The following is a 16,688-nucleotide window of genomic DNA, read 5'->3' on the forward strand; positions in this document are numbered from 1 at the left end:
TTAAATGAAAAGTGAATTATTTTTCTTCTAATGTGTCTTTAATTACTAATTCTAACGGAGAAGCAATGGATTCTTCAACTTTTTCTCCTTTTAAATGATTGATGGCAGCTTCAACCGCTAAATGTCCCATTTCTTTAGGTTGTTGAGCGATCGTTGCAGCCAACTCACCTTCTTTGACCGCTTCCAAGCCATCGTCATTGCCATCAAATCCTATCACGAGAATTTCTTCTTCTAAACCAGCAGCTTTAATAGCTTCAATAGCCCCTAAAGCCATTTCATCATTTTGAGCAAAGACAGCTTGAACATCAGGGTGTGCTTGAAGAAGATTTTCCATAACAGTTAATCCTTCTGAACGGTTAAAGTTAGCAGATTGACTAGCGATAAGCTCTAATTGATCTTTGGCTCCTTCTTCAAAACCTTCCCCTCTTTCGTTTGTTGCAGAAGCGCCTAGAACACCTTCTAATTGAATAACTTTCGCACCTTTTCCAATCTTTTCAATAATGAATTCAGCAGCCATCTTACCGCCATCTAAGTTATTAGAGGCTACTAATGAAACAACTTCACCTTCTGCAGCGTTTCTGTCAATGGTAATAACAGGAATTTTTGCTTCATTAGCATTTTTAATAGCTGGGACTATAGCATCGGAATCAACGGGATTAATGAGTAAAATATCTACTCCTTGAGTGATTAAGTCATCCAGTCCATTAAGCTGTGTTGTTGCATCATCTTGTGCGTCAACAATTTTAACAGTGGCTCCCATTTCTTTTGCAGCCTCTTCAACACCTTCTTGTAAATCGACGAAGAAGGGATTATTGGTAGTGGAAATTGCTAGACCTATTGTATATTCTTCTTCTGCCTTAACCTGTAGGTTAGCAGTTAAACTTGATAGAACAAGTGGTAAAATAGCGAACAAGGCGATAGTAATTTTTTTTATAGATTTCATTTGAATGCTCCTTTTATATAGTTATTTTTCTTTTCGATCTAATAGAACAGCGATTAATATAACGATACCTTGAACAATTTGTTGATAAAAACTAGATACTCCAAGTAAGTTTAAACCATTATTCAACGTACCAATGATTAAAGCGCCGACTAAGGTTCCAATGATGCGGCCATGACCTCCAGCCATACTTGTACCACCAATGACAACAGCGGCGATGGCATCCATTTCATAAGCGACTCCAGCAGTTGGTTGCGCTGAGTTTAATCGTGAAGTTAAGATTAAACCTGCAGTGGCAGCCAAAGCCCCGGAGATAGTGTAGACAATAAGTTTAACTCGATGACTATTAATTCCAGCAATATAAGCCGCTTTTTCATTTCCTCCAACGGAAAAAGTTTTCCGTCCAAATGTTGTGCGATGCAAAAGCATGTAGAGAATGCCAAAAACAACCAACATTAGAAGAACCGGCACTGGAATTTTCCATAAATACCCCCTTCCAATGGATTCAAAAAATTGCCCCCCTTCAAATTTAGTGAGAGGATTTCCTCCCGTTAGTACCAAAGTTAATCCGCGATAGATAGTCATAGTTGAAAGGGTAGCAATAAATGGAACAACCTTCCCCTTAGTTATAATTAATCCATTAATTGCTCCTAAAAGTCCCCCAAGTAAGACCCCAATTAAAACAGCAAGTATAGGGCTCATACCATACATCATTAAGTATGCGACTATCGCGCTTGACAAAGCTAAGACAGAGCCGACCGACAAGTCAATCCCCCCAGTGATAATGACAAAGGTCATACCGAATGCTATAAAGGCATTAATTGAGACTTGTCTAAGCAAATTAAGTAAATTATTTATTTTAATAAAATTTGGATTTAAGAGGGTAACGAGAACAAACAAAACAATTAAGGCCAATACTGGACCTAATCTTCTTAAATCAAATTGCTTTTTCGATGATTTCTTTTCAACTTTATCCATTATTTTCCTCCTGTAGCTAAAGTCATGATGCGTTCTTCCGATAATTCTTCATGGGACAGACAGCCATTCAGTTTTCCTTCATGAATAACAAGTACACGGTCACTGACTCCAATTATTTCAGGTAAATCACTTGATACCATTATGATACCAACACCTCGATCGGTTAATTCACGCATCAACAAGTATATTTCTCGTTTAGCACCGATATCCACTCCACGGGTAGGTTCATCCAAAATTAAAATTTGAGTTCCAGCAGCAATCCATTTGGCTAAGACCACTTTTTGCTGATTCCCACCAGATAGGGAAGTCACTGGTAGATGCATATCCATTGTCTTTATAGCCAAACGTTCGATGAGTAACTGCACAAAATCTTCTTCTTCCTTGGTGTGAATTAAACCGTTTTTAGAAAATTCTTTAAAAGCAGTGATTCCAATATTTTCTTTAATCGAAAAGTCTAAAATAAGGCCTTCCTCTTTACGGTTTTCAGTTAAGTAACCAATTCCTTGTTTAATAGCATGAAGTGGTGAAGAGAGAAGCACAGGCTGATTATTAATTTTAATAGTTCCGCGCTCAATCGGAAGCAAGCCGAAGATAGCCGACATAATTTCTGTACGTCCTGCTCCCATCAGTCCAGACACACCGAGTATTTCCCCTTGTTTCAAAGTGAAAGAGATATCCTCAAATTTTTCACTCACCGTTAGCTTGTTAACTTCTAAAAGTGTACGGCCAACTTCTGAACGTTTACTCGGATAGTAATCCCCAATGTCTCGACCCACCATTGCACGAACAATTTCTTTCTCATCCGTGTTGGTAACATCTTTAGTCATAATCGAAATGCCATCGCGCATGACAGTGATACGGTCGCTTATTTGAAATATTTCCTTCAAGCGGTGCGAGATGTATACAATTGCGACTCCTTGTTGCTTAAGTTTTTGGATTATAGAAAAGAGTGTATCAATTTCATGGTCTGACAAAGCAGCTGTCGGTTCATCCATGATAATAACAGAAGCATCGTTCATCAGTGTTTTGGCAATTTCAATTAGTTGTTGTTGACCGATACTGAGTGTTCCCATCAAGGCATCAAGATCAATCTGAATACCTAATTCTTGCAAAATAGTTTTAGCTTTTAATTTCATGGTAGCTTGGTCACAGAAAAGGCCATATTTGGTAAGCTCTTTCCCCATAAACATGTTTTCTAAGACGGTCATCTTTGGCCAAGTTATCAATTCTTGATGAATAAAGCTAACGCCATTATTTTCAGCATCTTTGGGATTATCAAACAATGATTCTTTTCCATTAATGGTAATCTTTCCTTGGTCAGCTGATAATAGACCGGTTAAAATGTTCATTAAAGTTGATTTTCCAGCTCCATTTTCACCCATTAGTGAATGGACTTCTCCACTTCTTAAGTCGAAGTTTACTCCTCTTAAGACTTGGTTGGCTGCAAACTGTTTATGGATATTAGTCATTTGAATTTCCATAATACTCCCCCCTAGAAAATGACGCCTGATTGCAAAATAATATTTGCATAAGGAGTCGCCTCACCTGTTCTTATGATCGCTTTGCTTTTATGGGTCTGCTTCTTGAATGAGTCATGATCTATAAATTGAATCTCAATAAGTGGATTTACAAATTGCTGGATTTCAGCTAGCAAATTCGGATTATATTGTTTGATTTCTTCGGCGAGAACAATCCGTTCAATTTTCATATCACTCATTACTGTTTTTAAAACACTGATAAAATCAGGCTCACCTAAGCGAATAGCTAAATCAATTTTTTCTACATGCGTTGTGATAGGAAGACCACAATCTGCAATTGTTAGTTGATCAGTATGGCCCATATCGGATAAAACTTTGGAGATATGACTATTTAATATCCCATGTTTTTTCAAAATATACACTCTCCTTCATTTGTTTGATAGTAGGCATTCCTTTTTGAGCCCCTTCTTTTCCGATTGATAGCGCGGCGGCTAAGTTGGCAAAACGAATTGCTTCTTCGAGTTCGAACTGGTTGCCAATAGCAAAGGCGAGCGCACCATTGAATGTATCACCAGCCCCAGTAGTATCTACAATTTGATCAACTTTATAGGAAGGGACTTCAATAAGTTCATGTCCATTATGAAAGACGGCCCCTTGAGCTCCTAAGGTTACAATCATTTTGTTCGGATATTGAGCCAGAACTTCTGCCATTTCTTGATCTGGGAACATTAAGCGAAATTCATGTTCATTAGGTGTGATGTAATCGATAGCTGCCATCAATTGTGGATTAAATGAGCGAGCGGGCGCAGGGTTATATATTATTTGACAAGAGGCATCAGCCATTTGTTGTATAAGGGTTTCAACCGTTTCGATGGGACTTTCATTTTGGATTAGAATTAAATCACAGGTAGTGAGAAATGCTTGCTCTTTTAGAACTTGTTCGCTTGAATAAGCATCATTAGCTCCCGCTACATAAATGATCGTATTTTCGCCTTCAACAACATTAATAATGGCAGAACCTGAAGGAAGCTGCTTCTTTGTTTTAATGTGTGAAACTTCAATCCGATTATTTTGCAAATTGGCTATTAAACTTTCACCAAATTTATCAGCTCCCACTGCTCCTAACATATAAGTTTCTGCACCCAGTCGGCTGGTTGCAACGGCTTGATTAGCTCCTTTGCCACCAAAATAAGTTTCAAAGTATTCCCCAAAAATAGTCTCTCCAGCTTGGGGTCTTCGTTTAGAAGTCACCACAAAATCAGTAGATATACTTCCAATGACTGCAATTTTTACCATTATTTTACCTCCCTTAAAGAATTTCTTTTTAATAATCGCGGTTTGACTTGGATGATTTTAGACATTTCAGGATCTATTTGTTGGTTAATAATGGCTAGTAACAATTCTGTTCCCTGATAACCTATTTTATAAGCCGGTTGTTCAATGGTAGTTAAACTCGGATGGGCATAGGCTCCAAAGACAATTCCATCATACCCAATGATTTGGACATCTTCTGGGATAATAGAACCTAATTGATTCCAAGCTTGGATAAGGGCTAAAGCATAGATATCATTAGGAGCAATCACCGTATCAATATTGGGATAGTCACGAATAATCTCCTTGGCAACTTGATCTGCAAATTCTGTCTGGAAGGACGGAGTAGAATATATCTGATAGTCGATTTTATATTGATCAAATACAGACTGTATTCCTTGTAAACGCATTTTAGACACTTGAATATCCATTGGACCCGTCATAATCAAAATAGAGCCATAATTAGTTTCAAGAATAGTTTGTCCAATGAGTTCTCCGCCATAAAAATCATCAGAGATTACTGCAAACTGGTCTTGATCATTCATCCGGTCTAATGAGACGGTTGGAACGTCCTCAGGTGTGTCTAGATGAGTCCCATCAATTTTGATTAATCCAGCGACTTTATATTGTTTAAAAAAATTAAGATAGTTCTCACCAATCGTTTCTTGGCCTTCGGTATTGCCTAATAAAAGCATATAGCCGTGTTGCAAGGCACATTGTTCGACTCCCTTGATTAAAGAAGGAAAATAAGGGTTAGTAATATCCGGAACCAATAAACCAAGAATTTTCATCGACTGTTTATTTAAAGATCTAGCAATTTCATTAGGGATATAATCTAATTTTTTAATCGCCGAAAGAATCTTTTGTTTGGATTGTTCGCTCACATAACCACTGTTATTCATCAGGCGCGAAACAGTTGCGACTGAAACGCCTGCTTCATTTGCCACATCACGAATTGTTACCAAAAACTTCACACCTCCATGTGTAACCGTTTACACACATTATTATATTAATTTTTTTTAGTTTGTCAAGAAGAAAGGTTTAATGAGTTTTTGCATTATCTAAAGCCCCTAATTCGCAATTCAATTAGGAGCTTAAAAAAGTGAAACGTCTCAAACTTACTCAAGCGTTATAATCCTACCGATTAAAAACGAAGGAAGCTGTATTTCAACCTATTTTAACAACCCATATTGTTTCAATGAATGAATTAAAGGACGCACTCTAAGGGACACGACTAATAAGTGTCTCAGAAGCCGTTAAAAAATTTAGACGTAAACTATTTAATATTTTCTTACTTCGTTGTATGGAACGAGATTTGCACGGGGGTAAAATTTAGAGCATTCTTTTTTATAAAAACTCTTGACTCTCTAAAGTAAGAATAATAAACTATTATCGACGATACCGTCGGTATATAAAAAAGGGGGGGTTGCATGTGCTCGGCTAGGCGATTAAAGCCAGAAGAAAGAAAAAATGAAATTAAAGAAGCAGCCAGAAAAGTATTTGTTAGTAAAGGGTTCGCTAATACTACGATGGAAGATATTATTAACGAAACGACCATGTCTAAAGGAGGCTTCTATCATTATTATAAAAGCACCATTGATATTCTTCATGACCTAATGGTTGATGGGATACATTATAGAAATGAAGTAATCAAATCCAACTTAAGTGAGTTCAAGCAAGGGTATGAAATAGAGTTTATAGCAAAACAACTTGTCGAAAAAATACTGGATGATAATTTATATATGGAAATTTATGTCCAATTTTTAATTGAAAAAAAGAGAAGCAAAAAGCTCAATAGTATCTTTAACCAGTTAAAAGCACAAAGTAGGGAAGAATTTAGTCAGCTTCAAAGGAATGTTCCAAAATTTTTATTGAATGATGCACTCTATGATTTTGTGACAGATTTTATTAATTCAATGATTTTAGGGGCAGATATTTTAGAAGCTAGAGATAATTTTAAAAAAAATAAAGAAATTATAGAAAAAATGTTTGTAGCACTTTTCAAAGAAGGGAGAAAACAAAATGGAAAAAACAATGAAAGAAAGACTTTTAACGGATAATCTTGTTCGACTTATGTTTCATCAGGCTGTTCCAGCTGTACTCGGTATGCTCGTTATCGGACTGTTTCCTTTGATGGATGGAATTTTTGCTGGAAATATTTTAGGAGAAGCTGCCATGACGGCTTGCTCTGTTTCTGCGCCGATTACTTTTGTAAATAATGGCGTATCGACATTGATTGGAATAGGGAGTGCTTCTATTTTATCAAGAGCCTTAGGAGAAGGTGATCAGGAGAAAATCGATAAGATAATGGGGAACTTAGTTTATTGGGTAATTGTATTATCACTTTTGATTACAGTATTTGGAATCTTTTTATCTCCTTATTTTTTAGATTTATTAGGAGCAAGTGGAGCAATCAAAGAGCTAGGTCTTCGATACGTGAGAATTATTTTCGCAGGGTCATTTTTTATCAATTATGTTCAATCATCTAATATGGTCATGCGAGGCGAAGGCCAAGTAAAAAAGGCTATGCTGATAATGGGGCTTGGAGCAATTCTCAATATAATTCTTGACCCTATTTTCATGATTGCGATGGGAGAATATGGAATAGAAGGAGCAGCCTTAGCTACAATCTTGGCTCAATCCGTTCAAGCAGGGTTTACCTTGTATTATTTCCGTTATAAGAGTGATGTTGTAAAGATAGGAAAAATCAAAAAGGCTAATGAACTTTCTAAAGAAATGGTGGGGGTAGGTATTTCAGCTATGCTCATGCAGATTTTATTTATGGTTCAACAAAGCTTGTTATATCGACAAGCCTTTCAATATGGAAGTGATGAGTGGGCAACACTAATGGCTGCGACCTTGAGGTTTTATGGCTTCTCATTTATTCCACTTTGGGGTATGAGTCAAGCCCTTCAACCTATTATAGGGGCTAATTTTGGAGCGAAGCAGTATGCAAGAGTTAAAGAAACGATGAAGATTTTTATCCTATCAGGTACTATATTATCTTTAGTGTTCTACCTACCGGCACAATTTTTCCCTGCAAGAATATTTGGTTTATTTAATGTGAGCGAAGAAATTATCCAACGTGGAGTGGGGCATTTTAGACTGTTTTTCTCAGTATATATACTTTATGCAGCTATGAATATGGCAATCACATTTTTCCAATCGATTGGCAATGGTAAAAAAGCTGGGATTATTGTTCTGTTAAGACAACTTATTTTATTCGTACCAGCTTTGCTTATCTTACCTGGAATGTTTGGAAGTGGGGCTGTTTGGTGGGCAGAAGCACTAGTTGATTTGATTGTAATTCTTATTGCTTTAGCCATGATGGTCCAAGAAATAAAAGCTTTTAAGCAAACGGAATTGATTTAATTTTTAGTGCCAATTAACCAATGGTGGAGGGAGGAGAAGGCAACCCAATTCTTTAAGAGTTTATCTATATTACAAGAATGGTTACGTCTCTACTAAAAAGCTAAATGTTACTGCTAAAATGGAAATAATCATTAAAAGCCAATCTTTGCATAATTTTTTTGTTATATATGACGGATTATGGCAAGCAGTACTTAGAAAGAAATTTCAGCTCAGGTTTCACTACTCACTATAGATGAATAATTCTTGTGAAAGAAACCCATTTAGAAAGAAATTTAAAAGCAAAAGAATATCCGTAATACGATCAAGCACTTGTCTCTTAGAGATAAGTGCTTTTGATTATAATAGTTTTTAGTCATCGAGGCTTATGGTAAATTAAACTGGAAGGATTAGTGATAATAATGACGGTAATGAAGACTATAAGATGGATAGAAACAGAGGGTGGCTATTCGTTTAAAAATAAGACTACTTTAAAAGGGCAGCTATTACTTACAAAAATATTGAAACCATTGGGAGTCTTTCCGCTAATAAAGGATGGTCTAAAGAATTCAATCTTCTTTCATGGAATAAGTGTCCTGCTAAATAGGGCCTTGGAGATTGTTTACCTGATCATGATAAGATGGGCAAAGGAGTTACTTTAACGGATGAGGAAGTCAAGCAATTATGAGTTATTAAAAACAATGGAATCTTAACCGGTTAAAGGGTAATTTTAATCAGTGAAGGGCACTCTTTTTTAGGCGTAATGTTTAATGGAGCCAACAGTTAGGAGGCTTCGTTTCTAATCCTAATCAATTTACCTTTGAAGGGGAAATTTCAGGACTGAAATTAGCTACTTTTAAATTCTCAATGCCAGCAATAGGTCGTGGTTTGTTCACTAGCTCTCTTTCCCTGACATGAAATAAGTTCTAAGATCTTGAGACGATTAGGATCGGCGATTGCTTTTAGTAATAAACTAAGTTCTTCTCAATTCATTTACATTCTCCTATATAGACGGTTGTCTATCTATGGCTTCGTTTTACTCCTCATAGCTTGTAAGTCAAAAAAATAGAGTTTAAGCAGCAGGAGCGTCTTTTATATCGGTCATTCCGAAGTTAGATTCTCTAAATATTAACTATGAATAGCTAAGACTTTAAAGCGTTTTTTTGATAAAATTAATGAGACAAATCAATTGGAGTGAAAATATTGGAAAAAATGAATCGAGCGATTGCAAAGCTGATTTTATCGTTCAAAGAGCTAAATGGTATCGGCAATAAATCAATACTTAAACGATTAAAAGAAAATACAAACATCTTGCAGGTGGATAGTTTTAAGACACTAGCTTTTTAACCAATTAAATATACCGATGCTTAATAAAGCTTTAAATTGAACAAATAAAAATTGGGAGACTATCTATCAAGCATGCGATTAGACACACACCTATTAGCATTTTCGACTATAGTGAACGTTTAGGAGAAGCCTTTCGATTAAAGCAAAGTTTCAGTGGAAATGTAAAATATATCGATAAATAATCTGCCCTTCCTATATTCCGAGAGGAAAGTGTAAGACAGTTCAACTTATTAATGGAAGAGTCTAGAGAAAAAAGTTGAAAGATTATCTATTGAAAGAAAGGAGCATGAAAAGACAAAAGCAGGAGTGGAACAAGCTGATTTATTTGAAGAGATAAGCTATGAATTATAATGCATTGTTAGAAAACCATCACTTTGTTTTTGGAGGAATAGTGTATCCTACTAGAACCAAAGCCTATGCTGGAACTTTTTCATTTTATAGGAGGACAATAGGTTACAAAGTTTTACTAAAAAGCCTAAATAATAGAAAGATTACAAACGGACATTCACTAACCCCACCTATAAACACTAAAAAAAGGGAGTGAATTTCATGAGAATTTAGCAATCTAATTAAGGAGCTGATTTATATGAATGAATTAGAATTAACTTTAAAAACAAATCAATTAGTAGAAATTTATTCTGAATTTAGTAACAAAAATGAAGAATATTTTTCACTTGGATACTTAATTGCAATTGAAGACGACTTCTCAACTCTAATTTCAATTAATGAATATGGAATGATTGAGAGTTTTCAATATAGGAAAAATGCATTTATATCCAATATCGTTTCTTCAACTTGCTATCTTAAAAATTTTAAAAAAATAATTGATTATAATAAATCAATTAATCTTTACGACCCATATTCACTGACCAAAGATTATGAACAACAATTTCAAGGAAAAGACCCAATCAATGAGCCTATCTTAGTGAATAAACAAGTATCAATTATAACTACCGAGAATGATTTTATACTTCAAGGTAGGATTATAGAAAAAACCAAGGAATCATTTGTTCTTTCTTCTTCAACAATCGATGATTTGACTGAAAATCAGTTATACGAAATCAAACATGAAGACATTGTCCTAATTGATTTGTTAAGTATTGATAACAAATTAATTGAACAAATAAAATAAATACAAGTCCTTGAATAAATACAATAGTGCCAACACATCAATAACTAAAAAAACAGGAGGAATTACATGTTAAAATTTTCGCATGCCATCGTTAGAACACCTAGTCAATCAATGTTAGAAGGTATTACGACTGGAATGTTCTCTAAAGAGCAACCAGTTTATGAAGATGCCTTGGTGCAACACGCTAACTATGTCAAAGCATTGGAAGAATTAGGAGTAAAAGTCACTGCTTTAGAGCCTTTAGAAGAATACCCTGATTCTTGTTTTGTTGAAGATCCAGCTGTGGTTATGGCAGAGTTTGCGATTGTGACTAATTCACCCAAAGAATCGCGTAATGGAGAAAAATATGAAATGAAAAAAGTACTTAAGGATTTCTATAAAGAAGATCAAATCTTTTACATTGAGGCACCCGGAACTATGGAGGGTGGAGATGTGATGCTAGTAGATAAGCATTTTTATGTGGGCTTATCCGATCGAACTAATCAAGAAGGGGCTAAACAATTTGACCAAATTGTGCGCCAGTTTGGCTATACTTCTTCAACGGTGCCGGTCACAGAAGGACTGCACTTAAAAGACTTTGTTATTTATTTAGAAAATAACAATATGTTAGTTAGTTCGGTGATGAATAAGGTCGAGGATTTCCAAAAATATAAGCGATATGTGGTTGAAGCGGAAGAACTCTATGCCATCAACAGTCTTTATATCAATGGGACGGTGCTGGTTCCTGAAGGTCACCCTAAAACACAAGCACATATTGAAAGTTTAGGTTATCCTGTAAAAGTAGTAAATACTGATGAATTTAAGAAAATTGACGGTAGCTTAACGTGTTTATCTTTAAGATTTTAAGCTAATTAAAAAAAGAGTCCTGCTCAATGTACCGACCCCCTAAAACCTTGTTCGGGTTTAAGGGGTCAGTACAATTGAGCTGGCTTTTTTATTCAATCACATTCTTGTTTAAAATTAATTTTTGAGCTAAGACCACCCAAGCGAAACTAATCATCCAGCCGCCTATAATATCCGAAGGGAAATGTACTCCTAGATAAACGCGGGAATAACCAACTAGAAAAGTATAAATTAAACCTAAAGTTAAAATTTTATAAAAGTGCTTGCTACGCCAACATAAGACCATTATGGCAAAGACAGCGGTAGAACTAATCATAGCATGACCAGATGGGAAAGAATAAAAGTTTTCTTCAACTAAAAGATTGAGCAAATCTGGTCGGTCTCTTTGGAAAATCAACTTTAGAATTGTATTAATAACCAAAGTTCCCGGAATAGCTATCAATAGGAAGTGCATTTTATTAAAGGCTCTTTTTTTAAAAAGCATTAAAAGGATGATGGCGAAAAAAATTAAGACTGGTATGGCACTTGAAGAGTGGGTAATAAAGAGCATGATTTTGTCCATCAAGGGATTTTGAAGGTCGCGTACCCAGCTTTGAATGGGAGTATCGAAAGTTACCAATTCATTTTTTTTAATTTCTAAACCTAAATGGACAAAAAGTGTGGTCAGTATGGTGAAGATAAAATAAGCACTAGTAATTTTACCAATAATTTTTTTGGTCATAAGGGCATCCTTTCTATTGAATACTTATAAATATTAACTATATAAAATCTTGTCAAAAACAACAAGTCTTACGATGAAAAATGGGTAAATTTTACAAACAAAGTCAATTTTGATAGTATAAAAGCCCTGTTTTAAAATGAATTTAGGAGGAATAATTTGAAAAAGTTAAAAGAAATTTCAGTATATCATGCATCGCTTATAACGTCATTTTTATTAGTTATTTTAGGTATTTTTATTCCTAATGAATTAAGTGTTGGAACACAAATTTTAAAAGATCAGGTGGCAAACAATTTTGGTTGGCTTTATCTTCTACTCATTCCACTAATATTATTAGTTTGTATTTATTTCATACTTAGTCCCTTAGGCCAGATTCGCTTAGGAGAACCCGACTCAAAACCTGAATATTCGACCACTTCTTGGGTAGCTATGATGTTTTCCGCTGGTATGGGAATTGGGCTTGTTTTTTACGGAGCGGCAGAACCTTTGTCACACTTTGCTATTTCGACTCCGATTGCTCCAGCAGGAAGTCAAGAAGCGTTAGCGGATGCCTTTCGCTTTACTTTTTTCCATTGGGGGATACATGGTTGGGCGATCTATGGTGTGGTAGCACTTGCCCTAGCTTACTTTGGTTTTCGTAAGCAAGAAAACTACCTATTATCTCATACTTTAAAACCTTTACTAGGAAATAAAGCAACGGGCTGGATCGGAACAGTAGTGGATACAATAACGATTGTTGCCACTGTTATTGGGGTCGCAACTACTATTGGTTTTGGCGCAGCCCAAATTAATGGTGGGTTAAATTATTTGTTTAATATCTCTATTTCTAATAGTGTCCAAATTATTATTATAATTATCACAACGATCTTATTTATACTTTCTGCTATTTCAGGGTTAGGAAAAGGGGTTAAAATTCTTTCCAATTTAAACCTGCTTTTAGCGGGCTGTCTATTAGCCATTGTCGCTATTGTAGGCCCGACTGTCGGTGTTTTAAACACATTTACAGAATCATTGGGTAATTATTTACAAAATTTTATTGAAATGAGTTTTCGATCAGCCGCTTTTGATAGGGATAAGAGGGAGTGGATTAATACTTGGACTTTGTTTTATTGGGCATGGTGGACTTCATGGTCGCCCTTCGTGGGGATTTTTATAGCCCGTATTTCGCGCGGACGCACCATACGTGAGTTTTTAACGGTGGTACTTCTACTTCCTACGCTATTAAGTTTTATTTGGTTCTCTACTTTTGGAACTTTAGCAGCCAATGTTCAAATGAATATAGCCGACTTAACAGCTTTTGAACCCGAACAGTTGCTATTTGCAACCTTTAACTATTATCCTTTAAGCGGCCTTCTTTCTTTAGTGGCGATTATTCTTGTTGTCTCATTTTTTATTACGTCAGCGGACTCAGCGACTTTTGTTTTGGCCATGTTGTCGGAAGAAGGTAATATCAAGCCTAATAATAGAACTAAGATTACTTGGGGATTTACACTTTCAATTATTGCGGTTGTCTTACTATTGTCTGGCGGTTTACTAGCTATTCAAAATGTCTTAATAATCGTTTCCTTACCCTTTGTTTTCATTCTTATTTTAGTTATTTTATCCCTCATCAAAGAATTGAATCATGAACAAAGAGAAATGGGCTTAACCATTACACCAGACCGATTACCTAATTCAAACGATCCCTTTAAATCTTATGAAGATTAAGTGGGCGACTTATTTAAACTTCCTGTATCAGCAGGAGGTTTTTTATAAGCCGTCTGGTTTGCCACCGAATATGGATAAGAGGATGCTTTTAATAGAGAAGGAGGGGGTTAAATGGAATATAGTCGTGAAGAAAAAGATTTTGTAATCAGTTATTTAAAAGATCCGAATAGCTATCAAGATGCTTTTAAAAAAGAATTGCAAGCTTTTATAGAACTTACAGAGATCGGTGACTTATATATCAACACTTTATTACAGGAAATGCTTCAAGAAGATATGCTTCAACTGAATGACCCGCCCTATACGGAATTTAAATATAAAGGATTAAAATTTTTTTATCCTAACTGTTTAAAATTTTAACAAATGTATTTATAGCAACCCTAAGGACGTTTTTACGAGTCGCTTTATTAGCCAATTTTCTTAAAGTGGCGTATGATTAAAATATGCAGATGTTACAGATTCAAAAATAAATTATAAGGGGGAAATAGAATGGAGCGCTTAAAAGATAAAGTGGCAATAGTAACAGGCGGGGCTGGTGGAATTGGTTCAGCCATTGTCCGCGCCTATGCTAGAGAAGGGGCAAAAGTAGCAATCGTCGATCTTAATCAAGAAAAAGGCGAGGCTTTAAGCCGTTCTCTAAATGAGGAGGGATATAATACCTTCTTTATCAAGACTGATTTGACTAAAAAATCAGCCTTAGAAACGTGCATTCAAGGGGTTGTTGACCGCTATCATCAAATCGATGTGTTGGTCAATAATGCTCATGCTTCAAGGATGAAGAGCTTCTTAGATATTACAGAAGAAGATTTAGCTCTATCAATGGAGTCTGGTTTCTATGCTACCTTTTTCTTGAGCCAACTAGCTATTCCATATCTTAAAAAGACTAAAGGAAATATCATTAATTTTGGTTCAGGAGCAGCCATTAAGGGTGATAACCATCAAGGGGCTTATGTAGCAGCCAAAGAAGCGATTCGTGGGATTTCGCGTGTGATGGCGAATGAGTTTGGTAAAGATGGTATCAATGTGAATGTCATTTCACCTATAGCCTATTCTGAAGGTGTCGATGCTTGGCGTGCTGAAAACCCTGAATATTATGAAAAAGTCGTTCAAGGTATTCCACTCCAAAAATTTGGTGATATTGACAAAGATATCGCACCAGTCGCAGTTTTTCTAGCAAGTGATGAATCACGTTACATCACAGGTCAAACATTTATGGTCGATGGAGGAAGTATTAAATTATATTAGGAGGAAACAAAATGGAAAGATTAGAAGGTAAAGTTTTAATTATTACTGGCGGCGCTCAAGGGATGGGGAAAGTGCATGCAGAGGTCGCTTTAGCTGAAGGAGCTAAGGTTGTCATTACTGATATTAATGAAGAAAAAGGGAATGAAGTTGCTAAAGAACTTGGTCAAAATGTTCTATTTGTTAAACAAGATGTGACCAAGGAAAGTGACTGGAAAAAGGTAATTGATGCGACAATGGATAAATGGGGCAGGATAGACTCGCTCGTTAATAATGCAGGTATCACTTATAATATGAAAATTGAAGATGTTTCATTAGACGATTACATGAAAATTGTGAATATCAACCAAGTTTCCGTCTTTTTAGGTATTAAAGCCGTAACACCTATTATGAAGCAACAAAAGTATGGTTCTATAATTAACATTTCTTCTATGAATGGTTTAGTAGGTGGGGCGATCGGATATACAGACACTAAGTTTGCGGTTAGAGGAATGACGAAATCAGCAGCGAGAGAGTTATCTCCATATAATATAACCGTTAATTCTGTCCATCCTGGTGTAGTACACACACCAATGTTAGAACAACCGGGTGTTAAGGAAGCGGTTGATAAATTTAAAGAAACTATTCCTATGCGCCGAGTGGCTCAGCCTAAAGAAGTTTCTAATTTAGTTGTATTCTTAGCTTCCGATGAAGCAAGATATTCAACTGGATCTGAGTTTGTCATTGATGGAGGAGTTACAGCTGCTGTTTAAAATTAGCTAGTTACTAGCTTACTCTTATTTTAAAAGCATGCTATCGAATTCACTCAATTATTTCCTATGACACTTTTTAATGCTATAATATAATCAATAAAAAAAAGAAAGGTTTGATAAAATGTTGAAATTATACTATGCACCTGGTACTTGTTCCTTGGCTTGCTGGATCGCTTTAGAATGGTCTGGTCTTGAGTATGAAACCATTCGTGTGGATTACAATGATCCTGAGTATCGTAAAATTAATCCTTTAGGAATGGTTCCTGCTCTTGAAATTGGAGCCGATCGTCCGATGACTCAAGCAGGAGCAATTTTACAATACATTGCTAATTCCGTTCCAGAAAAAGATTTAGGACCTAATGAAGGGTTAGAAAATGTTTTTGAGTTTGATGAAACATCTCTATTCCTTTCTGCAGATATTCATCCATCATTCTGGCCGTTCTTTAACCCACAGCGTTATACAACATCTGAAGACATAGATGTAATTGAAATGGCTCGTGCGGCAGCACCTGCTCGTATTGATGCGAACTTCAAACATCTTGATGATATTATTGGTGATTCTAATCACCTCTACCAAAATAAACGTACTGTGCTTGATCCATTAGCATTCATTTTTGCAACTTGGACTAAGAATTTAGAAAAAACGTATAAAGACTATCCAAACGTTAAGCGTATGGTAGAACATCTTAAGGAAGATCCAGCTGTTCAAAAAGTTCTTACTGAAGCTAATGAGTAGGTCAAAAGTGTTGATATAAATTAAAAATAAGAGACATGAAATTAAATTCATGTCTCTTATTTTTAAACAAAAACATTATAACAATAAGCTTTGTAAATATTTAAAATGACTAAGCAATGAGTGGTAAGTTGTATGTATCAACTATTTAAAGTGTTTTAT

The 16,688-nt window shown here is 35.6% G+C and carries 17 protein-coding genes and 1 pseudogene; 11 read left to right on the top strand and 7 right to left on the bottom strand.

Annotated features, from left to right (window positions below; translation table 11 throughout):
* Positions 1-16: 16 nt before the first annotated feature.
* The 6 genes from rbsB to ACQV2X_RS03460 are packed head-to-tail and all read right to left on the bottom strand — an operon-like array spanning position 17 to position 5,672.
* Positions 17-943 carry a ribose ABC transporter substrate-binding protein RbsB gene (rbsB, locus tag ACQV2X_RS03435; RefSeq protein ID WP_428894231.1) on the bottom strand — a complete coding sequence of 309 codons (927 nt, stop codon included), beginning with the start codon at positions 941-943 and terminating at the stop codon, positions 17-19.
* 21 nt (positions 944-964) lie between these two features.
* A complete protein-coding gene (locus ACQV2X_RS03440; RefSeq protein WP_428874051.1) occupies positions 965-1,918 on the bottom strand; it encodes an ABC transporter permease in 954 nt (317 codons plus the stop codon).
* Positions 1,918-3,399 carry a sugar ABC transporter ATP-binding protein gene (locus ACQV2X_RS03445; protein ID WP_428874933.1) on the bottom strand — a complete coding sequence of 494 codons (1,482 nt, stop codon included), beginning with the start codon at positions 3,397-3,399 and terminating at the stop codon, positions 1,918-1,920. Before ACQV2X_RS03445 ends, ACQV2X_RS03440 begins: the two co-directional genes overlap by 1 nt.
* An 11-nt stretch (positions 3,400-3,410) precedes the next feature.
* On the bottom strand, positions 3,411-3,809 hold the full coding sequence (gene rbsD, locus ACQV2X_RS03450; protein WP_428894232.1) for a D-ribose pyranase: 399 nt from the start codon (positions 3,807-3,809) through the stop codon (positions 3,411-3,413).
* The gene (gene rbsK, locus ACQV2X_RS03455; protein WP_428874054.1) at positions 3,784-4,692 is read right to left on the bottom strand and encodes a ribokinase; all 909 of its coding nucleotides are present in this window, start codon (positions 4,690-4,692) and stop codon (positions 3,784-3,786) included. The genes rbsD and rbsK overlap by 26 nt, the downstream gene beginning before the upstream one ends.
* Positions 4,692-5,672: a LacI family DNA-binding transcriptional regulator gene (locus tag ACQV2X_RS03460; RefSeq protein WP_428894233.1), complete on the bottom strand. Its 981-nt coding sequence runs from the start codon at positions 5,670-5,672 to the stop codon at positions 4,692-4,694. Before ACQV2X_RS03460 ends, rbsK begins: the two co-directional genes overlap by 1 nt.
* Before the next feature lie 465 nt (positions 5,673-6,137).
* On the opposite strand from ACQV2X_RS03460, the gene ACQV2X_RS03465 reads away from it, so the two are divergent.
* From ACQV2X_RS03465 to ACQV2X_RS03490, 6 genes and pseudogenes are all read left to right on the top strand, one after another.
* A complete protein-coding gene (locus tag ACQV2X_RS03465) occupies positions 6,138-6,767 on the top strand; it encodes a TetR/AcrR family transcriptional regulator (protein ID WP_428894234.1) in 630 nt (209 codons plus the stop codon).
* Positions 6,730-8,079 carry an MATE family efflux transporter gene (locus ACQV2X_RS03470; protein ID WP_428881641.1) on the top strand — a complete coding sequence of 450 codons (1,350 nt, stop codon included), beginning with the start codon at positions 6,730-6,732 and terminating at the stop codon, positions 8,077-8,079. The genes ACQV2X_RS03465 and ACQV2X_RS03470 overlap by 38 nt, the downstream gene beginning before the upstream one ends.
* Before the next feature lie 481 nt (positions 8,080-8,560).
* A pseudogene (locus ACQV2X_RS03475) lies at positions 8,561-8,743 on the top strand (YdbC family protein).
* Between the two features lie 515 nt (positions 8,744-9,258).
* A complete protein-coding gene (locus ACQV2X_RS03480) occupies positions 9,259-9,402 on the top strand; it encodes a hypothetical protein (protein WP_428874058.1) in 144 nt (47 codons plus the stop codon).
* Between the two features lie 586 nt (positions 9,403-9,988).
* Positions 9,989-10,534, top strand: coding sequence for a hypothetical protein (locus ACQV2X_RS03485; RefSeq protein ID WP_428874059.1), 546 nt, complete (start codon positions 9,989-9,991; stop codon positions 10,532-10,534).
* A gap of 66 nt (positions 10,535-10,600) precedes the next feature.
* Complete coding sequence (locus ACQV2X_RS03490) at positions 10,601-11,380, top strand: dimethylarginine dimethylaminohydrolase family protein (RefSeq protein ID WP_428874060.1); 780 nt, start codon at positions 10,601-10,603, stop codon at positions 11,378-11,380.
* An 88-nt stretch (positions 11,381-11,468) separates the two neighbouring features.
* Here ACQV2X_RS03490 and ACQV2X_RS03495 read toward each other — a convergent pair whose 3' ends face one another.
* Positions 11,469-12,098: a phosphatase PAP2 family protein gene (locus ACQV2X_RS03495; RefSeq protein WP_428874061.1), complete on the bottom strand. Its 630-nt coding sequence runs from the start codon at positions 12,096-12,098 to the stop codon at positions 11,469-11,471.
* A 156-nt stretch (positions 12,099-12,254) separates the two neighbouring features.
* Between ACQV2X_RS03495 and ACQV2X_RS03500 the strand changes: the two genes are divergently transcribed.
* The 5 genes from ACQV2X_RS03500 (at position 12,255) to ACQV2X_RS03520 (ending at position 16,529) form a co-directional block, all read left to right on the top strand.
* Positions 12,255-13,802: a BCCT family transporter gene (locus ACQV2X_RS03500; protein WP_428874927.1), complete on the top strand. Its 1,548-nt coding sequence runs from the start codon at positions 12,255-12,257 to the stop codon at positions 13,800-13,802.
* Between the two features lie 111 nt (positions 13,803-13,913).
* Positions 13,914-14,159: a hypothetical protein gene (locus ACQV2X_RS03505; RefSeq protein ID WP_428894235.1), complete on the top strand. Its 246-nt coding sequence runs from the start codon at positions 13,914-13,916 to the stop codon at positions 14,157-14,159.
* 129 nt (positions 14,160-14,288) lie between these two features.
* Complete coding sequence (locus tag ACQV2X_RS03510; RefSeq protein ID WP_428874064.1) at positions 14,289-15,044, top strand: SDR family NAD(P)-dependent oxidoreductase; 756 nt, start codon at positions 14,289-14,291, stop codon at positions 15,042-15,044.
* Positions 15,045-15,055: 11 nt separating this feature from the next.
* Positions 15,056-15,793, top strand: a complete 738-nt coding sequence (locus ACQV2X_RS03515) for an SDR family NAD(P)-dependent oxidoreductase (protein WP_428874065.1) — start codon at positions 15,056-15,058, stop codon at positions 15,791-15,793.
* A gap of 121 nt (positions 15,794-15,914) precedes the next feature.
* Positions 15,915-16,529 carry a glutathione S-transferase family protein gene (locus ACQV2X_RS03520; RefSeq protein WP_428874066.1) on the top strand — a complete coding sequence of 205 codons (615 nt, stop codon included), beginning with the start codon at positions 15,915-15,917 and terminating at the stop codon, positions 16,527-16,529.
* The last annotated feature ends 159 nt before the right edge of the window (positions 16,530-16,688 follow it).

The organism is Facklamia sp. P12945 (assembly GCF_050409485.1).
Lineage (GTDB): Bacteria > Bacillota > Bacilli > Lactobacillales > Aerococcaceae > Facklamia.

Bases quoted from the DNA above. Each gene is read 5' to 3' on its own strand.
- ACQV2X_RS03465 (WP_428894234.1), top strand. From the start codon at position 6,138: ATGTGCTCGGCTAGGCGATTAAAGCCAGAAGAAAGAAAAAATGAAATT.
- rbsB (WP_428894231.1), bottom strand. From the start codon at position 943: ATGAAATCTATAAAAAAAATTACTATCGCCTTGTTCGCTATTTTACCA.
- ACQV2X_RS03490 (WP_428874060.1), top strand. From the start codon at position 10,601: ATGTTAAAATTTTCGCATGCCATCGTTAGAACACCTAGTCAATCAATG.
- ACQV2X_RS03445 (WP_428874933.1), bottom strand. From the start codon at position 3,399: ATGGAAATTCAAATGACTAATATCCATAAACAGTTTGCAGCCAACCAA.
- rbsK (WP_428874054.1), bottom strand. From the start codon at position 4,692: ATGGTAAAAATTGCAGTCATTGGAAGTATATCTACTGATTTTGTGGTG.
- ACQV2X_RS03505 (WP_428894235.1), top strand. From the start codon at position 13,914: ATGGAATATAGTCGTGAAGAAAAAGATTTTGTAATCAGTTATTTAAAA.
- ACQV2X_RS03485 (WP_428874059.1), top strand. From the start codon at position 9,989: ATGAATGAATTAGAATTAACTTTAAAAACAAATCAATTAGTAGAAATT.
- ACQV2X_RS03470 (WP_428881641.1), top strand. From the start codon at position 6,730: ATGGAAAAAACAATGAAAGAAAGACTTTTAACGGATAATCTTGTTCGA.
- ACQV2X_RS03515 (WP_428874065.1), top strand. From the start codon at position 15,056: ATGGAAAGATTAGAAGGTAAAGTTTTAATTATTACTGGCGGCGCTCAA.
- ACQV2X_RS03440 (WP_428874051.1), bottom strand. From the start codon at position 1,918: ATGGATAAAGTTGAAAAGAAATCATCGAAAAAGCAATTTGATTTAAGA.
- ACQV2X_RS03495 (WP_428874061.1), bottom strand. From the start codon at position 12,098: ATGACCAAAAAAATTATTGGTAAAATTACTAGTGCTTATTTTATCTTC.
- ACQV2X_RS03510 (WP_428874064.1), top strand. From the start codon at position 14,289: ATGGAGCGCTTAAAAGATAAAGTGGCAATAGTAACAGGCGGGGCTGGT.
- ACQV2X_RS03520 (WP_428874066.1), top strand. From the start codon at position 15,915: ATGTTGAAATTATACTATGCACCTGGTACTTGTTCCTTGGCTTGCTGG.